This is a genomic window from Desulfosarcina ovata subsp. ovata (assembly GCF_009689005.1).
Taxonomy (GTDB): Bacteria; Desulfobacterota; Desulfobacteria; order Desulfobacterales; family Desulfosarcinaceae; genus Desulfosarcina; species Desulfosarcina ovata.
This window is the reverse complement of sequence record NZ_AP021879.1, coordinates 3,819,025-3,835,758: the sequence shown is the minus strand read 5'-3', so window position 1 is coordinate 3,835,758 and position 16,734 is coordinate 3,819,025. Positions and strand designations below refer to the sequence as shown.

Annotated in this window: 12 protein-coding genes; 7 read left to right on the top strand and 5 right to left on the bottom strand. The window is 55.6% G+C overall.

Annotated features, from left to right (window positions below):
* Positions 1-461 precede the first annotated feature (461 nt).
* Genes GN112_RS16955 through GN112_RS16945 form a run of 3 tightly spaced genes read left to right on the top strand, consistent with a single transcriptional unit; the run spans position 462 to position 5,038 of the window.
* Positions 462-1,346, top strand: a complete 885-nt coding sequence (locus tag GN112_RS16955; protein WP_155311299.1) for a transporter substrate-binding domain-containing protein — start codon at positions 462-464, stop codon at positions 1,344-1,346.
* Between the two features lie 15 nt (positions 1,347-1,361).
* Complete coding sequence (locus GN112_RS16950) at positions 1,362-3,644, top strand: hybrid sensor histidine kinase/response regulator (protein WP_155311298.1); 2,283 nt, start codon at positions 1,362-1,364, stop codon at positions 3,642-3,644.
* A 17-nt stretch (positions 3,645-3,661) separates the two neighbouring features.
* Positions 3,662-5,038, top strand: coding sequence for an aminotransferase class V-fold PLP-dependent enzyme (locus GN112_RS16945; RefSeq protein ID WP_155311297.1), 1,377 nt, complete (start codon positions 3,662-3,664; stop codon positions 5,036-5,038).
* A 12-nt stretch (positions 5,039-5,050) separates the two neighbouring features.
* Here GN112_RS16945 and GN112_RS16940 read toward each other — a convergent pair whose 3' ends face one another.
* Positions 5,051-5,782, bottom strand: coding sequence for a transporter substrate-binding domain-containing protein (locus tag GN112_RS16940; protein WP_155311296.1), 732 nt, complete (start codon positions 5,780-5,782; stop codon positions 5,051-5,053).
* Between the two features lie 430 nt (positions 5,783-6,212).
* Between GN112_RS16940 and GN112_RS16935 the strand changes: the two genes are divergently transcribed.
* Complete coding sequence (locus GN112_RS16935; RefSeq protein WP_155311295.1) at positions 6,213-7,493, top strand: 4Fe-4S dicluster domain-containing protein; 1,281 nt, start codon at positions 6,213-6,215, stop codon at positions 7,491-7,493.
* 129 nt (positions 7,494-7,622) lie between these two features.
* On the opposite strand, the gene GN112_RS16930 is transcribed toward GN112_RS16935, so the two are convergent.
* The 3 genes from GN112_RS16930 to macA are packed head-to-tail and all read right to left on the bottom strand — an operon-like array spanning position 7,623 to position 12,209.
* On the bottom strand, positions 7,623-9,041 hold the full coding sequence (locus GN112_RS16930; RefSeq protein ID WP_197743337.1) for an efflux transporter outer membrane subunit: 1,419 nt from the start codon (positions 9,039-9,041) through the stop codon (positions 7,623-7,625).
* A gap of 4 nt (positions 9,042-9,045) precedes the next feature.
* Positions 9,046-10,995 (bottom strand): MacB family efflux pump subunit, encoded by a 1,950-nt coding sequence (locus GN112_RS16925; RefSeq protein ID WP_231717047.1) that lies wholly within the window; start codon positions 10,993-10,995, stop codon positions 9,046-9,048.
* A gap of 14 nt (positions 10,996-11,009) precedes the next feature.
* On the bottom strand, positions 11,010-12,209 hold the full coding sequence (macA, locus tag GN112_RS16920; RefSeq protein ID WP_155311293.1) for a macrolide transporter subunit MacA: 1,200 nt from the start codon (positions 12,207-12,209) through the stop codon (positions 11,010-11,012).
* Between the two features lie 305 nt (positions 12,210-12,514).
* Between macA and GN112_RS16915 the strand changes: the two genes are divergently transcribed.
* Together GN112_RS16915 and GN112_RS16910 are read left to right on the top strand one after the other, a co-directional pair.
* The gene (locus tag GN112_RS16915) at positions 12,515-12,940 is read left to right on the top strand and encodes a GNAT family acetyltransferase (protein WP_155311292.1); all 426 of its coding nucleotides are present in this window, start codon (positions 12,515-12,517) and stop codon (positions 12,938-12,940) included.
* 234 nt (positions 12,941-13,174) lie between these two features.
* Positions 13,175-14,128: a formylglycine-generating enzyme family protein gene (locus tag GN112_RS16910; RefSeq protein ID WP_155311291.1), complete on the top strand. Its 954-nt coding sequence runs from the start codon at positions 13,175-13,177 to the stop codon at positions 14,126-14,128.
* A gap of 59 nt (positions 14,129-14,187) precedes the next feature.
* Here GN112_RS16910 and GN112_RS16905 read toward each other — a convergent pair whose 3' ends face one another.
* The gene (locus GN112_RS16905) at positions 14,188-14,469 is read right to left on the bottom strand and encodes a hypothetical protein (RefSeq protein WP_155311290.1); all 282 of its coding nucleotides are present in this window, start codon (positions 14,467-14,469) and stop codon (positions 14,188-14,190) included.
* Positions 14,470-14,594: 125 nt separating this feature from the next.
* Here GN112_RS16905 and GN112_RS16900 point away from each other — a divergent pair, with 125 nt between their 5' ends.
* On the top strand, positions 14,595-16,721 hold the full coding sequence (locus GN112_RS16900) for an acetate--CoA ligase family protein (RefSeq protein ID WP_155311289.1): 2,127 nt from the start codon (positions 14,595-14,597) through the stop codon (positions 16,719-16,721).
* Positions 16,722-16,734: the final 13 nt, after the last annotated feature.

The window sequence follows — 16,734 nt, the reverse complement described above, 5'->3', positions numbered from 1 at the left end:
ATAAAATTTCACAAATACTCATTTCCCGGATAGAGCGGCGTTCCCTTTTGCCCGTTCCGGGCGCCGGAAAGCGGCGGGGTCGTCGGCTGGTTTTGTGACAGACTCCCAAAATCCGGATGACGCCGCTCTATTGTATAAGCCATTGTTACCATAAACCCATTGACGAGAACTTAAGAATTCTTTTCGCTTGACGATATTCAAATTGAATAAGAGTTCGATTTCACCCGTGACCTCACCCCCGTTAGGTTGCCGGAAATAAATAATTCCCCCAGATCGCTCCGGATCTGGGGTCGTCTACAAGGCGCCGCCACCCGTGCATATCAGGGAATATGTGCGAGTGGTGGCAACACGGTAGACGGGCGCAAAGACAAGCAGGATGGGGGAATTATTTATTTCCGGCAACCTTATTCATCAGTGAAAGGAGTCGGACCGTGTTGTTTAATGCTGTCGGCAGACCAAAAATGGTTGTCCGATTGACGCTGATTGTGGCCATTTTCGTTGGTTTCCAGGCGACGGCCGCGCTGGCGGACATGAAGGCGATCAAGGATAAGGGTGTCATTCGTCACCTGGGCGTGCGTTATGCCCGTTTTGTCAGCGGCAGCGGTGACGGGTTGAGTACCGATTTGATCAAGGGTTTCGCCGATGATCTGGGGGTCCGTTACGAATATGTGGAAACCACCTGGCAGTCCGTCATCGAAGATCTGACAGGAAAAATGTATCGTATCACCAACGGCAACGTCGAAATAACAGGAGGATGCCCGATAAAAGGCGATGTCATCGCCAATGGGTTGACAATTCTCCCATGGCGAAAAGAGCTGCTGGACTTCTCGACTCCGACATTTCCAAGCGGTGTATGGCTCATCGCACGGGCGGACTCCCCCTTGCAACCGATCCGGCCAAGTCGCTCAATGCCCGATGATATCGAGATGGTCAAGTCGCTGCTTGGCGGTGTCAGTGTCTTGTGCATGCCCGGCACCTGCCTCGATCCGGCCCTTTATCAGCTTGAGAAAACCGGAGCCGAGTGGATTCCGCTCAATCTGAAGATGAACGAGTTCGCACCGGCGGTAATCAATCGGGAAGCCGAATCATGTCTCCTTGACGTCGCCGATGCCATGATTGCCCTGGAGAAATGGCCGGGCCAGCTGAAAATTATCGGCCCCGTTACCGCTGCCCAGAAGATGGGTTGCGGATTCCGCAAATCGGATGCGGACCTGCGTGAACGCTTTAATATGTACCTGCAAACCATACGTTCGGACGGCCGTTACATGCAGCTCGTTCAGCACTACTATCCGGGCGTCGACGGTTATTTCCCCGAGTTCTTCGATCGTTATGGTCGGCAGGATTGACAAGGATGATCTCTCATGCGCCAGCCCACCGGTTTCCTGCGCGAAAAGGAGCTGATTGCCATCCTTGGCATCGCTTTGATTCTGACTGGATTCGTCGGGTTTTTACTCATATCCAATTACCATTCGCTTCAGAAACTGCGCGACAGCGCGTTGAAGCAATATGCCTACGAATTCGAAACGCGCAGCTGGAGCCTGTCCAACTTTCTTGAAAATCAAAGGCAGAAAATTGCCACCATCGCCAATGCCGGCAAACTCGAACTCTATTTTGAAAACAAAGCGCTGGGCATGTCCATGAAATATGGACTGCGTGCGACCATACTTGCGCTTGAACAGGATTTGACCCGGTTTGTGGACCAACAGCGGTTACAGGACCGATGCATTTATCAGCGGCTGGCAATTTACAATCCCCAAGGGGACCTAATTGTCGACAGCGGACCGCCGCTGTCCATCGCACTGAATGATCGGCGACGGCGCATGTCGCTGCTTCGTCTTCCGGAGGGATTTTACGCCCTTCAGCCGGCTGGGATAAAGGAGCAGTATTTTGTTTACACACGGCCATACTATTTTAAAACCCAATACAAGGGACAGATCATTGCCTGTTTTTACACTGATGTGCTTCAATCGCAGTTTATCAAATCCGGACGAGCGGCGCTGTTCACGGGCCTGTTTGCCCCCGCCAGCCAGCTGATCGATATCCAATCGGGCCCGTCCTTGCCCTTTCCGCCACCGTCGAATAACATTCTTCTTCCGGATAAACACTATCAACAATGGGTAGCCGGTTTTGAAAAAGCCGAACCCGTTCTCACCTTCGAGTCAAATTTGGGAAATACCAACCTGCAACTGAGGGAAATCGCCTCCGCGAAAATGATCATCGGCACAACCTCCCCACGAACGCTGCTACTCGCGATGGTCCTGTTGTTTATCGGGCTGCTCGGTGCTGCGATTCTCATTATGCGCATGATCGCGCACAATCTCGTTCTGCAGACCCGTGTGGAAGAATCCAGAAAAAAAGAGAAGGACATCGCCCTTAAAAACAAACAGCTTCAAGCCGAAATCGAGGAACGGAAGCGATCGGAACTGGAGCGCGTAAAACTGGAAGTGCAACTCCAGCGGGTTCAGAAAATGGAAGCCATCGGAATGCTCGCCGGCGGTGTTGCCCACGACCTGAACAACATCCTGACCGGCATTGTCAGCTATCCGGACCTGTTGCTGATGCAACTGCCAGAAGACAGCTCACTGAAAGATCCGCTACAGACCATCAAGCAGTCGGGCCAAAAGGCCACTGCCATTGTTCAGGATTTGCTCACCCTGGCGAGAAGGGGCGTTGTCGTCAACGAAATCATCAATCTGAATACCATCGTTAACGATTACCTGCAGAGCCCGGAGAACAAAAAAATCCTGTCCTTCCATGAAAACGTTCGCATCGTCACCGATCTGGAAGAAAACCCATACAATATATCAGGATCGTCCGTCCACCTTTCCAAAACCATTATGAACCTCGTTTCCAATGCCGCCGAAGCCATGCCCGAGGGCGGGACGATTACCATCGCCACCAAAACAGTATACATCGACCGTCCCATCGGCACTTACGAAGAAGTCAAAGAGGGGGAATACGTTCGAATTTCTGTGGCGGACACGGGCAGCGGGATGTCGGCGGAAGACAGCGAGAAAATATTCGAACCCTTTTTCACCAAGAAAAAGATGGGTAGGAGCGGCACCGGTTTGGGGATGTCGGTCGTCTGGGGAGCCGTAAAGGACCATCAAGGATATATTGATGTTCAAACGGAACTGGGCAAGGGAACGACATTTTACCTCTACTTTCCCGTCACCCGGGAAAAAATGAAATCGGCGCAGCCCGATTCACCGATCGAGGATTACAAAGGCCATGGAGAAACCATTCTGGTTGTCGATGATGTCAAAGAACAACGCGACATCGCGCAGATGATCTTCTCCAAGCTTGGCTATGCGGTAGTTACCGTCGAAAGTGGTGAAAAAGCGGTGGCCTATGTAAAGGAGAACGCCGTGGATCTGATCCTGCTGGATATGATCATGGGTTCCGGGATCGACGGGCTCGAAACCTATACGCGTATTCTGGAACTGTGCCCAGGACAGCGGGCAATCATTACCAGCGGATTCTCCGAAACGGACCGGATCCGGAAGGCCAAGCGGCTGGGCGCCAGACAATATATCAAGAAGCCCTATACCCTCGAAAAGATCGCCCTGGCAGTAAAAACGGAGCTTTGCGGAAGTGAATCGCACAAGTTGAATAACACGGATAGCACAACAACATCACAGTGAGAAAGAAAGGAAAAACGATGGCTGAAGGAAACGACACGGGCAAGGGCTTGGATCGGACATTGAGCCGAAGAAACTTTTTCAAAGTCAGCGGGATGGCCGCGGCGGGAGCGGCATTCGGATTGGGATTGTCGTCCGTCTCCCATGCCGCAAAACCGCCGACGGTTTCCACCGTCAGCAATGACACCGATTATTGGCAATGGGTTCAGGATCAATTCGTCCTGGACCCCGACATCGTTTACATGAACCTCGGCACCACCGGGTCGATGCCATTGCGGGTATTGGAGAAGTACAACGACTACAATATCCTCAACGCCCGTCATCCCAGGACATTCGAATCGGAACTGGGCGCCACCTTCGGACTGGAAGATCAGCGGGCAACCCTGGCCGCCCAATTCGGCTGCAATACGGATGAGATCTGCCTGACCCGCAACACCACCGATGGTCTGGATGCCGTCGTGAACGGTCTGGAGTTCAATGAAGGCGATGAAATCCTGATTACCCACCACGAGCACATCGGGGCGCTTTCGCCGCTCAATGTACTTCAGGACCGCTATGGCGTCATTCTCACCGAAGTCGAAATCCCGGTATTGAACGTAACGGACAAGGATCAATTTGTAAACGCCTTCGAAGATAAAATCAGTGACAACACCAAGGCCATTCTCTTTTCCCATATCACTTACAAAACCGGCACCCGCCTGCCGGCAAAAGCGTTGTGCAAATTGGCCAGGAAAAAGGGACTGATTTCCATTGTCGACGGCGCCCACGCACCGGGCATGATCGAACTGGACTTCCACGACATTGGCTGCGATTTCTACGCTGCCGCAGGCCACAAATGGCAGTGCGGCCCGGGCGCCACCGGAATCCTCTATCTGCGCAACGGTGGTCGCGACCTGCCGACTTTCTGGACCCAGAACTCCTCTCTTTACACCTATACGGCACAGTCTTATGCAAGGGGAGAGTATGACATCGCCTACTCCCTGCAGTATCGCGGCCAATTGAACATACCGGCGCATCTGGCCATGCTGGAGTCCTGCGCCCTGTGGGAAGAGATCGGCCGGGGTCGGATTGAGGAATATGTCTGCGGCTTGGGTTCCTACCTCAAGCAGCGACTGAGGGACAAGTTCGGTTCGACCGGGACACTGTTCTCTCCGGATCTTCCGGGATTTACCACCGGCTTGACCGCCTTCAATCCCTTCGCTGACATTACCGACGCCGATTTAATCACCACAATGGTGGATAGCCTGCATGAAAAGGGATATCAGGTCCGATATACCAATTTCCGCGTCGAACTCGAAGATGCGGAGGATGCCTATGCACTGAGAATTTCCACCCACCTGTTTCACAACAGACAGCAGATTGACGGGCTGGTGGATGCCATATATGACGTTCTTTAATAGCCTGACAGATCAGAACCATTTTTTATAAAGTCTGTCGATCTCGCCTTTTTCGATCAGTTCTTGCAGCATCGTATCGATTTTGGTCAGCAATTCCCGATTCCCTTTTTTAACAGCAATTGCAACTGGCGAACCCGAATCCGGGTTCGCCAGGATCCTGACCTCGAAGCCCATCTGTCTTGCCAGGTACAGTCCCACCGATTTGGGCATGATCGCTGCCTTGGTTTTGCTTTCATATAGCAGCCGCATTGACTGTTCCTTACTCTTGATCTGTTTGATCCGAATCTTATTTCTAATGCCTTTTTTCTGCCAGTATGTTTCGACAAAAGAGTGTCTGTCTCCAGTTATGATTTTATTGTAAAGGTCTTCGATGGTTTGGGTTGCATCATCGTCTTTTCTTACAAAAACAACGTCATAGCGATGATAATAGGCAGTCGTGAAATCAAAAAAGTTCTTTCGGATCTCATTGATTTCCATGCCGGTTACCAAATCGATTTTTCCGAATCGCAGTTTATTGACAACCTCATCCCACTCGTCCTGTTCAAAAACAAATGGTTCATTCAGTCTGTCGAAAATCAGTCTGACAACCTCCGCATCAAACCCGGTAACCGTTCCGCTGGAGTGAAACTGATAAGGTGGAAATCCTGTGGCGATCCCGCATACCGGATCTTTTGAATAAGCGGTATTCGCAAATAAAAAAATCAACAGGGACAGTATATTAGTCAATTTCGAGGTTGGCATCATTACCTTGGCATTGCGACCCGGTTTCCCGAATTATCCCGATTTTCTTTTGGTTCGGCATGTTAGGGACTTAATGGTACAAAAGCAATCCAGATGGTGCAATGATTTTTTTCCGGGGGCCTGACGTGCGCCATCGCGGCCGGACGCTGTTGCTCGACCAAGTATGAACGACTTGTATGCCATAGCATTCAAGATAATGTTTTTGGGCGGCGTTATCGGTCGAAAGCGGTATGGGTTATACAGCTTCCTCCCTCTGGCCTTGCCAAAAACATTATCTTAAACACTATATATCTCGGAAGAGCATCAGCGCTCTGTAAAAATTGAAACCCGTAAAGTCTTTTGATATGGTGGACCATGGTTCAGGCAAGCTTGCCGGAGAAGATGCACCGTTCAGCAACACGACAACCAACCCGGTCTTCGCCAGGAAAAGGCCATGGCCCACATCGTTACCCAATCCGCCTACGACCGCCTCACCGACCGCCTCAATCGGTTTCCCCAGGGCGCGCCGCCATCGGAATTGCTCACCCGTATTTTAGCGGTGCTTTTCAACCAGCGGGACGCCGAACTGGTCTCCCTGCTGCCGGTCAAACCCTTCACCGTGGCGACCGCCGCCCGGGTCTGGCATCTGCCGGAAAACGAAACACGGCGTATCCTCGATCGATTGGCTGACAAAGCCCTTCTGGTGGATATGGAAGTCAACGGCGCAATGAATTATGTCCTGCCGCCCCCCATGGCCGGTTTTTTCGAGTTTGCCATGATGCGCGTCAGGGAAGATATCGACCAGCCGTTGCTGGCGGAACTGTTCTACGAGTATCTCAATGTGGAAGAGGATTTCGTGCGCACCCTCTTCACCGAGGGAGAGACCCAACTGGGACGGGCCTTCGTGGACGAAACCGTGCTCTCCGAAGCCAATGCCCTGTTCGTGCTGGATTGGGAGCGAGCCAGCGAAGTGATCCGAACGGCCTCCCACCGGGGTGTCAGCACCTGCTACTGTCGCCACAAAATGCTGCACCTGGAGCGCGGTTGCGACGCCCCCTTGGACATCTGCATGACCTTCAACACCGCTGCAGCCTCGCTGATCCGCCACGGCCACGCCCGGGCGGTGACGGTTTCGGAATGTATGGAACGGCTGGCCATGGCCCGTGAGCATCATTTGGTGCAATTCGGGGAAAACGTGCGCCAGGGCGTCAACTTCATCTGTAACTGTTGCGGGTGTTGTTGTGAGGCAATGCTGGCCGCGCGCCGTTTCGCGATCATGCATCCGGTACACACCACCGGTTTCCTGCCCCGGGTCAACACGGACAGCTGCAACGGCTGCGGCAAGTGCGTGGAACGTTGTCCGGTGGCAGCCATGTCCCTGGTGTCGGCCAACGATCCGCACCATCCCAAGCGCAAGGTCGCCCAAGTAGATGCCGGGCACTGCCTGGGTTGCGGGGTCTGCCTGAGCGCCTGCACGAAAACTGCCAGCCTTACCCTGCAGCGCCGTCCCCGGCGTGTCCTGACCCCCCTGAACACCATCCACCGCTCCGTCATCATGGCCGTCGAGCGGGGCAAACTGCAGCATCTGCTCTTCGACAATCGCGTGCTGTGGCACCACCGCGCCCTGGCCGTCGTGGTCGGCGCCATCCTGCGCCTGCCGCCGGTCAAGCGGGCCCTGGCCACCGATCAGGTCAAGTCCCGCTACCTGGAAGCCCTGGCCCTGCACTATTCTTGACGGTCTCGTAAAAAGTCGCAGGATCGTCATGCCGGGCTTGACCCGGCATCCATAAGAAATTGAAAAAAATGGATTCCGGCCTGCACCGGAATGACGCCGTTTTGGGATTTTCGACTTTTTACGAGTTCATCACTCTTGATCAGAGTCGGTGGACGCATCGCCGCCGAGCGCCTGATAGAGGGTCATCATGTTCTGCAGCTGGTTGTAACGGTTCTTGGCCAGGGCCAGGTCGGCCGTGCGGCGGGTTTGCTGCTGATCCAGCCAGTCCTGGACGCCGGTCTCACCGGCCCGGTAGCGGGTCTCGGCCATCTGTTCGGCGGTTTTGGCAAGCGTGCAGGACCGGCGCAGCGCCGTTTCCTGCTGCAGGTAATGCGTCCGTGCCGAAAGGGCATTCTCCACATCCTGCAACGCCTCGTACAGCGTCTGGCGGAATTCCACCACCGCCTGTTCGTATTCTGCCTCGGCGATTTGGGTGTTCAGCCGTGCCTGATTCCACTCTACAAAAGGCAGGGCCAGATCGGCGCCCAGGGTGGCCACCGGGTTTTCGAGGAGCCTTACCAGATGGGTGCTGCTGGTGCCCAGGGACGAGGTCAGGCTCAGGCTGGGATAGTAACTCGCCCGGGTCGAATTCTCATCTTCCAGGGTGCTGCGCAGGCGCATCTCGGCCGCCTTGAGATCCGGCCGCTGGGCCAGTACGGCGGCAGGAATCCCAGCGGCCAGGGCCGGCATGGGCATCTCGGTGAGTCGCTGGGGATCCGCCATGACCTTTCCGGGAGCCTGGTCGAACAGCACCGCCAGTGAACTCCGGGCTTCGGCCATCTGCTGCAACAGGTCCGTCAGATCGGCCTTCTGGCTCTCCACGTCCTGCTCGGCCTGGACGAGCTCCAGCCGGGATACCGATCCGGCCTGGTATTTGATCCGCACCAGGTCCAGGGAGCGCTGCGTGTAGGCGATCCCTTCCCGGCTGGTCTGGATCGCCTGGTTGAGGTAGGCGATCTGCCAATACAGATCCGCCGTCGTCCCCACCAGGGTGAGCGCCGTGTTGGCGCGGTCCTGCTCGGTGGCCCGGGCCTCCCATTCGGTGGCATCGCGGCTGCTGGCCAGCTTGCCCCACAGGTCCAGTTCCCAGCTGAGGCTGGTCGTGGTCGACCCGCTGCGGCTGTGGTCGCCACTGTCCAGATCCCGCTGGGTGCTGCCGCTGGCACCCACGGAAAAATCCGGCGTCCGATTCGTCGCTTCGAGACCGGCCGTCAGGCGCGCCTTGCGCACCTTGATGGTCGCCGCCGCCAGATCGTTGTTGCGCAAAAGAACGTCGGCAATCAACTGGTCCAACTGGGGATCATCGAATACCCGCCACCACTGGTCGGTGGAAAGGACCGTTTCGCCGGTGACCGGCAGTGCCTGCCAGGCGTCCGGCAGGTCAAGGTTGGGCCGCGCATAATCCTTGCGGATCAGGCCGCCGCAGCCGACGGTGGCAACGGCCAGCACGAAAGCCAGCACGAGCCGCACCTTTTTCCAGTATCTTTTTCCGAAGGTATTCATCTTCATATCCCTATTCCCGGGCGAGCGCATCGATGGGGTCCAGCCGCGCGGCACTGCGGGCGGGCAGGAAGCCGAACAACACGCCGATGAATGTCGAACAGGCGAACGCCAGAACGATCGACAAGGAGGAAAAGCGCATCGAAATCGCGCTGACGAAATGGGAAAACACCACCCCGACACCAAAGGAGAGCAGGATGCCGAAAATGCCGCCGATCATGCAGACCAGCACCGCCTCGATCAGGAACTGCTGCATGATATCGGTCTGACGGGCGCCCACGGCCATGCGAATGCCGATCTCACGCGTCCGCTCGGTCACGGAAACCAGCATGATGTTCATCACCCCGATGCCGCCCACGATCAGTGAGATGACCGCAATGGAGGAAATCAACAGGGTCAGGGTCGACGTGGTCTTTTCCACGGTTTTGAGGATGCTGTCGGAGCTGCGCGTAAAGACATCCTTGGTGCCGTGACGGGTCGTCAGGAGGCGCTCGATGCCCGCCTGGGCGATCTCGTTGGACATGCCGTCGGTCACGCGCACGGTAATCGAGCTGAAATACTGCTGGCCGGAGATCCGGTTCATCACCGCGGTGTAGGGCATCCAGACGTTGAGGTTCTCGTTTTTGAAGGCCGAGTCTTTTTCGGCGGCCACGCCGACAATGACGATGGGCACATTGCCGGCCAGCACGGTCTCGCCGATGGGGTTTCCACCGTTGGGGAACAGCTTCTTCCTGGTGTTCTGGTCGATCACCGCCACCTGGGAAAGGCCCGTGATGTCCCGTTCCATCAGGGTCCGCCCCTGTTCCATGGTAATATCCTTGACCCGGAAATAGGCGTCACCAACCCCATTGATGGATGCGCTGACAACAATGTTGCGGTAGCGCAATTCCTGGCTGTCGCTGATGTTGGGGGTCAGGCTGTCCACATAAACCTGGGCCTTGAGGGCCGCCAGATCCGCCGGCACCAGGGTTTCGACGCGGCTTGAGCGCACATCCCCCCACCCGGTGCCGGGGTAGATGTCGATGGTGTTGGTGCCGATGGAATTGATGTCGCTGATCACCTTCTGCTTGGCGCCCTGGCCCACGGCGACCACGCTGACCACCGCCGTGATGCCGATGATGATGCCCAGCATGGTCAGTAGGGTGCGCAGCCGGTGAGTGGTCATGGCCAGCCAGGCCATGCGGAAGGCCTCCAGGAAGAGCCCGAAGCGGGTTGCCCAGCGGCTGTGCGGTTGGGGTTGGGAGGCACGCCGCGTCCCGGCAGCCACCGGCGGCGAAGCCTCGGGATTGGGGGCATCGGAGACGATCTCGCCGTCCTTGATGCGGATGATGCGCTGGGCCTGGCTGGCGATCCCGGAATCGTGGGTCACCAGGATGATGGTGTGGCCCTGGGCGTGCAGTTCCCGCAGGATCGCCATCACCTCCAGCCCGCTTTTGCTGTCCAGGGCACCGGTGGGTTCGTCGGCCAGGATCACCTCGCCGCCGTTCATCAGAGAGCGGGCGATGCTGACCCGCTGCTGCTGTCCGCCGGAGAGCTGGCCGGGGCGGTGATGGCCGCGTTCGTCCAGGCCCAGGCGCTGCAACAGCTGCTGGGCGCGCGTCAGGCGCTCCTTTTTGCCAATCCCGGCATAGATGGCCGGCATCTCGGTATTTCCGGTGGCATCCAGGTGCGAGAGCAGATGATAGCTCTGGAAAATGAAGCCGAAATAGTCCCGCCGCAGGGCGGCGCGTTCATCGCTGTCAAGGCTGCCGGTTTCCTTGCCGTCGACCTTGTAGCTGCCGGCGGTGGGCCGGTCGAGGCAGCCCAGGATATTCATCAGGGTCGACTTGCCCGATCCGGACGCCCCCATGATGGCCACCATCTCACCGGCGTCGATCTTCAGGTTCAGGCCTTTGAGAATTTTTACCGGTGTCTCCCCGGCCTGGAAGGAACGCTCAAGATCGGTGATTTCAAGTAATGCCATGGTCATGCACCTCATTAGGCCCCGGGAGGCGGTCCGCCGAGCCGCTGATTGTTCTCAGCGTTGCTCTCCTGCGCCGTCAGCGAATCGCCGACGACCACCGGTTCCCCTTCGTTGAGCCCTTCCAGTACCTGAATGTAGATATTGTCCTTGAGGCCGGTTTTGATCTCCCGTGTCTCGACATGGCCTGCTTTGAGCACCCGCACCGCGTACCGGCCGTTGCCCTGGCTGTCGCCCAGCACGGAGAGCGGGATGCACAGGGCTTGTTTGGCCTCGCCCAGCACAATGGAGACCTGGGCGGTCATGAAGATACGCAGCCGGTGGTCGGGGTTGGTCACGTCGAACTGGCCATTGTAGTAGGTGGCCGAGGAGCTGATCGTCTTGGCCGAGGTGTCGTCATCGGTGATCGTCTCCGGAGCCGGATCCACCGATCGCAGCGTGCCGTCGTAGCGCGTGTCCGGATCTCCCAGGACGTGGAAATAGACCGGCATGCCCGCCTTGACCCGGATCACATCGGCCTCGGAGATCAGGGTCTTGACGGTCATCGTATCCAGGTTGGCCAGGATCAGGATGGTCGGTGCCGACTGGGTGGAGACCAGGGTCTGGCCTTCATCGGTTTCCACCGCGACCACCACGCCGTCCATGGGCGCGACGATCTGGGTGTAGCCCAGGTTGGTGCGCGCGGTGTCAACGGAAATCTTCGCCTGGGTAATCTGGGCGTCCAGGGCCGCGATCTCGGCGCGCGTGCTGGCAAGGCTGGCAGCGGCGCTTTCCAGGTCCGCCTCAGCCCCCGCATCGCCCCGGCTCAAGGTTTGCTGACGCCGGTAGGCCAACTCATACTGCTCCAGCAGAGCCGCCTTGGCCCGCCTTTGGGCCTCGATATTCTTCAACTCGGCCTCGGCGTCCTTGAGGTCGTTCTGCTTGACCGACGGGTCAATCACCGCCAGGAGCTGTCCCTTTTTTACATGCTCGCCAAGGGCGACCTTCAGGGATTGCAACTGCCCTGATACCTGGGCACCCACGTCCACTTGCTGAAAGGCGTTGAGCACACCGGTGGCGGAAACGGTTTCCTGGATGTCCCTTTTCTCAGCCGGCACGGTCACATAGACCGGCTGCTCCGCCGGCGCCAGCCAGTCCCGAACAAACCAGCCGCCTGCCGCCAGCACGGCCAGCAACAGGAGGATGGTAATCAATGAACGTTTTCGCTTTGTCTGCATGTCGATAGTTTCCCTTTTTTGCTTGGGGTACGCCATCTTTAACGGGTGGTCGGCCGGAATCCTGCGCAAAAAAATTAAAAAAATGGGGGGCGGAGAAAAGGTAGGGTGGGGGGCGGATGGTTTTTTTATAAAGCGCCGGATCGTCATGCCGGACTTGATCCGGCATCCAGAAAGAATTAATAAATGCTGAGTTCTGGGTATTATTATATAAAAAAAGCACGATGCAAAAAAAAATCGCTAACCTCTAAATCAACGGGACGCGGTAAAACGTTGTGCTCGTTATTAAAGCGTTCTGCTTCTGAAACATGATGATAGAAATCAGACCGTATGAATCTAACGATGAGATGCAGGTTGTCCAATTATGGACTGCCTGCGGCTTGGTCGTTGCTTGGAACAATCCCCATCGCGACATTCAGCGAAAACTTGCCGTGCAACCTGAATTGTTTCTTGTTGGCTGTTTGGCGTATAAGATTATAGCTACTGTCATGGCCGGTTATGACGGTCACCGTGGCTGGATCAATTATCTTGCTGTTCATCCGAATTATCAGCACACTGGATTAGGCAAACGCATGATGGCTGAAGCTGAAATACGACTTCGGGCGACCGGTTGTTCGAAGATCAATTTGCAGGTGCGCCGAACCAATGCCAAAGTGATTGAGTTTTATAAAAAGATCGGTTACAAATTGGATGATGTCGTAAGTTTCGGTAAACGCTTGGAACCAGATGAATGAGCAGAACCAGGTGCTTAGGATCGGGAATTTTATTAATTTTATTAATTGAACAAAATTGCTTGTTCTTGCGCCCCTCTTCCACGTTGCATCAACGGCCACATACTCCCAGTATGCAACCGTTGATGCGCCTTGAAAACGAACACAATCCCGGCGCAATTACGTTCAATTAATTTCATTCCCGATCCTTAGCGTTCGGTGAAGAAGGACGCAACTTAACATCATAAGGAGAATTAAATGAGGCAATTACTTTTTTGTATGACGATTATGTTTTTTATCACCTTGTCAAGTTATACAGCGGTTGCGAGGAGTTCTACCCAAGAAAAAGATGATAGTGAGCAACCCCAAGCAGGAGAAGTATGGATTGAACCATGGACAGGGATGGCGTTTGTATGGGTTCCTGGTGGCTGTTTTCAGATGGGAACCCCCAAAGGTGGCTCGTTTAATACCGTAAGGGTTCAAGAAGCCGAGGCCCTCGACGGAAATTTCTTTGTATCCATTTTTAAAATAGCCTCTATTTTTTTCCCGGTAGGATGCTCTTCGATGAGAACGAGTATACCTGCGGATTTCGACAAGTACACCATGGATGAAAGGCCGGTTCATAAAGTATGTTTGAATGGCTTTTGGATAGGAAAACATGAAGTGACCCAGGAGCAATGGATCAAAGTACTGGGCAACAATCCGTCATATTTTAAGCTAGGAAATGACTATCCTGTTGAACAGGTTTCTTGGGATGATGCTTTTCAATTTATTAACAGTCTCAATAACAAAACAGATGTCGCTTTTTCATTACCCACCGAAGCACAGTGGGAGTATGCGGCGAGAAGCGGTGGTAAAAAAGAGATATATTCTGGAAGTGATAACGCGAGTGAGGTCGCCTGGTATTTTGAAAACAGTGAAAACAAAACCCATAAGGTCGGTACAAAGCTTGCCAATGGACTCGGGATTCATGACATGAGTGGTAACCTCCGGGAATGGTGCAAGGATATGTATGCAAAAGATGCTTACAACAATCATAGTCTTAATAACCCTATGTACGTAACTGAGGATAAAAAAAGAAAATTTAGTCGCACCATTCGTGGTGGCAGTTATTATCTTAATTCTTGCGATGTTCGCTGTACTAGTCGAACTTGGAGCTGGAGAGACCACAACGAGGTAGACGTTGGTTTTAGACTTATCAGGAAAAATTAGAGGTATTATCAGTTGTCGATAATCCGTGAGAAGATGTCGGGGAGATGATATCTAATTCATCAAAACTGAGGATGTGTTTCCGTCTGTCTGGCAGGGGGCAGAAAGAGCTTCAGATTCTCAATATCAAACTGAACCGCCACTTCAAAACCGAGAAAAAAGTCAACCAAGTCGATGGTTACACGGTTGAGCGTCAGTGCACCCCCCCCACCCCCCATGGCATCGGTAGCACCAACCTGCTTTACACGCTGAAAAAAAAGGTGACAGTCCAAAGGCCATGCGGCGACCACGCGAAGGGGGGCAATTCGTTGGGAAACCTTCTTTTTCACATCCAATCTAGACATCTTCTCATTTTCCTGACCGCATGGCACCCGCATTGCTCTTTTTCATGTCATTGACGTTGCTGTTAAACGGTCTTTCAGGCGGAGGGTTGTTGATCCAAATCTTCTAAGGGGGGGGGGGGATAGTTATGAAAGGCACCATTGATACCATCTTCAATCCGGCGTCGATCGCCATCGTGGGCGCCACCACACGGGCAAACAGTGTGGGTCAGGCGGTCATTCGCAACCTGATCCATGGCGAATACCAGGGCGTGCTCTACCCGGTGCATCCGAGACTGAAATCGCTATACGGTGTCAAGGCCTATCCGGCCCTCAGCGCCATACCGGATGCGATCGACCTGGTGGTGATCATCGTCAAGCCGGAGATGGTGCCGGATCTATTGGAAGAAGCCGCCCAAAAAGGGGTTTCCGCTGCCGTGGTCATCTCCGCGGGGTTCAAGGAGATCGGCGGTAAAGGCGCCGCACTGGAAAAACGGATCCAGGCGATCGCCGCCAACCACCACATCCGGCTGGTGGGGCCCAACTGTTTGGGGGTCATCAACACCGACGCCGGCGTGCGCATGAATGCCAGCTTTGCCCGCATCATGCCCCGGCCGGGCAACATCGGTTTCATCTCCCAGTCAGGCGCCCTGTGCACATCGGTCCTGGATTACGCCGAGGGGCGCAAGATCGGGTTTTCCAAATTCATCAGTTTCGGCAACAAGGCCGATGTCAACGAGATCGATCTCCTGCACTACCTGGGCGACGATCCCCGGACCAAGGTCATCTGCATGTACCTGGAAGATCTCTCCGCCGGTCAGGAGTTCATCCGCGTGGCCAGCAAGATTTCCTGGGACAAGGGCAAACCAATTCTGGCCGTCAAATCAGGGACCTCGTCTGAGGGCGCCCGGGCCGCGGCCTCCCATACCGGGTCGCTGGTGGGTACTGATTCGGCCTATGACGCCATCTTCCTGCAAAGCGGCATCCAGCGGGTGGAAGGGGTCAACGAACTGTTCCATTACGCCATGGCCTTCTCCCGCCAACCCCTGCCCAAGGGCCGGCGGATCGCCATCGTCACCAATGCCGGCGGGCCGGGCATCATGGCCACCGACGCCGCCATTCGTTCCGGTCTCAAGCTGGCTCCCTTTTCCAGCGACACCGAGGAGCAGCTCAAGACCCACCTGCCCCCCACAGCCAACATCCACAATCCCGTGGACGTCATCGGCGATGCCACCCACGAGCGCTACGAAATCGCCTTGAAAACCGTCATGCAGGATGAGAATGTGGATGGTGCCATCGTTCTGCTCACCCCCCAGGCCATGACCGACATCCTGGAGACCGCCCAGATCGTTCCCAATGTGGCCAAGACGGTGGACAAACCGATCCTCTGCTCGTTCATGGGCATTGTCGATGTTTCCGAAGGCGTGGCCCATCTGGAGGAAAGCGGCATCCCCAACTATGTTTTTCCCGAAGCCGCCTCGCGTACCATGGCGGCCATGGCGCGGTTTGGCGAACGCCTGAGCATGGGTAACCGCATTCTGCCAAAACTGACATTCGATCGTGACCGCGCCAACACCCTGATCCAGACCAAGCTCAACGGCAATTTGAAATGCTACCTACCCGAAAGGGAGGCGGCCGAGTTGTTGGGCTGTTACGACCTGCCTCTGCTTTCCAGCCGCCTGGTAACCGGCCCGGCAGACATCGAGGCAGCCATTGACGGGATTCGCTTTCCCGTTGCCATGAAGATTGTCTCCCGCGACATCGTTCACAAGGTGGATGCCGGTGGGGTGCGCCTGAATATCACCGATGTGGACCAGGCCCGGCATGCGTTTGCCGAAATCGTCGCAAACGGTCGGCGCTTCAATCCGGAAGCCAGGATCGACGGCGTGCTCATGCAGGAGATGGCCGGCAAAGGCGTGGAGGTGATCATCGGCTGTGCCCGGGACCCCAAATTCGGCCCCATCGTCATGTTCGGGCTGGGCGGCACATTGGTGGAAGCCCTGAAAGACGTCACCTTTCGTCTGGCACCCATGTGTATCGCCAGCGCCCACAACATGATCCGTTCAATCAAGACGTTTACCGTACTCCAGGGGGTGCGCGGCAATCCGCCGTCGGACCTTGCAGCGATCAAGGATTGCATCCTGCGCGTCTCGACCCTGGTGGCCAACCACCCGGAGATCAGCGAACTGGACATCAATCCCCTGATCGTCTACCCCGACGGCCAAGGCGCCGTGGTGGCTGATTGCCGCATTCTGCTGAAAAGCGACAATGCCTGACGCGTACACGCCG

Coding starts and splice junctions, on each gene's coding strand:
- GN112_RS16955 (WP_155311299.1), top strand. CDS start 462: ATGGTTGTCCGATTGACGCTGATTGTGGCCATTTTCGTTGGTTTCCAG.
- GN112_RS16950 (WP_155311298.1), top strand. CDS start 1,362: ATGCGCCAGCCCACCGGTTTCCTGCGCGAAAAGGAGCTGATTGCCATC.
- GN112_RS16945 (WP_155311297.1), top strand. CDS start 3,662: ATGGCTGAAGGAAACGACACGGGCAAGGGCTTGGATCGGACATTGAGC.
- GN112_RS16940 (WP_155311296.1), bottom strand. CDS start 5,782: ATGATGCCAACCTCGAAATTGACTAATATACTGTCCCTGTTGATTTTT.
- GN112_RS16935 (WP_155311295.1), top strand. CDS start 6,213: ATGGCCCACATCGTTACCCAATCCGCCTACGACCGCCTCACCGACCGC.
- GN112_RS16930 (WP_197743337.1), bottom strand. CDS start 9,041: ATGAAGATGAATACCTTCGGAAAAAGATACTGGAAAAAGGTGCGGCTC.
- GN112_RS16925 (WP_231717047.1), bottom strand. CDS start 10,995: ATGGCATTACTTGAAATCACCGATCTTGAGCGTTCCTTCCAGGCCGGG.
- macA (WP_155311293.1), bottom strand. CDS start 12,209: ATGCAGACAAAGCGAAAACGTTCATTGATTACCATCCTCCTGTTGCTG.
- GN112_RS16915 (WP_155311292.1), top strand. CDS start 12,515: ATGATGATAGAAATCAGACCGTATGAATCTAACGATGAGATGCAGGTT.
- GN112_RS16910 (WP_155311291.1), top strand. CDS start 13,175: ATGAGGCAATTACTTTTTTGTATGACGATTATGTTTTTTATCACCTTG.
- GN112_RS16905 (WP_155311290.1), bottom strand. CDS start 14,469: ATGTCTAGATTGGATGTGAAAAAGAAGGTTTCCCAACGAATTGCCCCC.
- GN112_RS16900 (WP_155311289.1), top strand. CDS start 14,595: ATGAAAGGCACCATTGATACCATCTTCAATCCGGCGTCGATCGCCATC.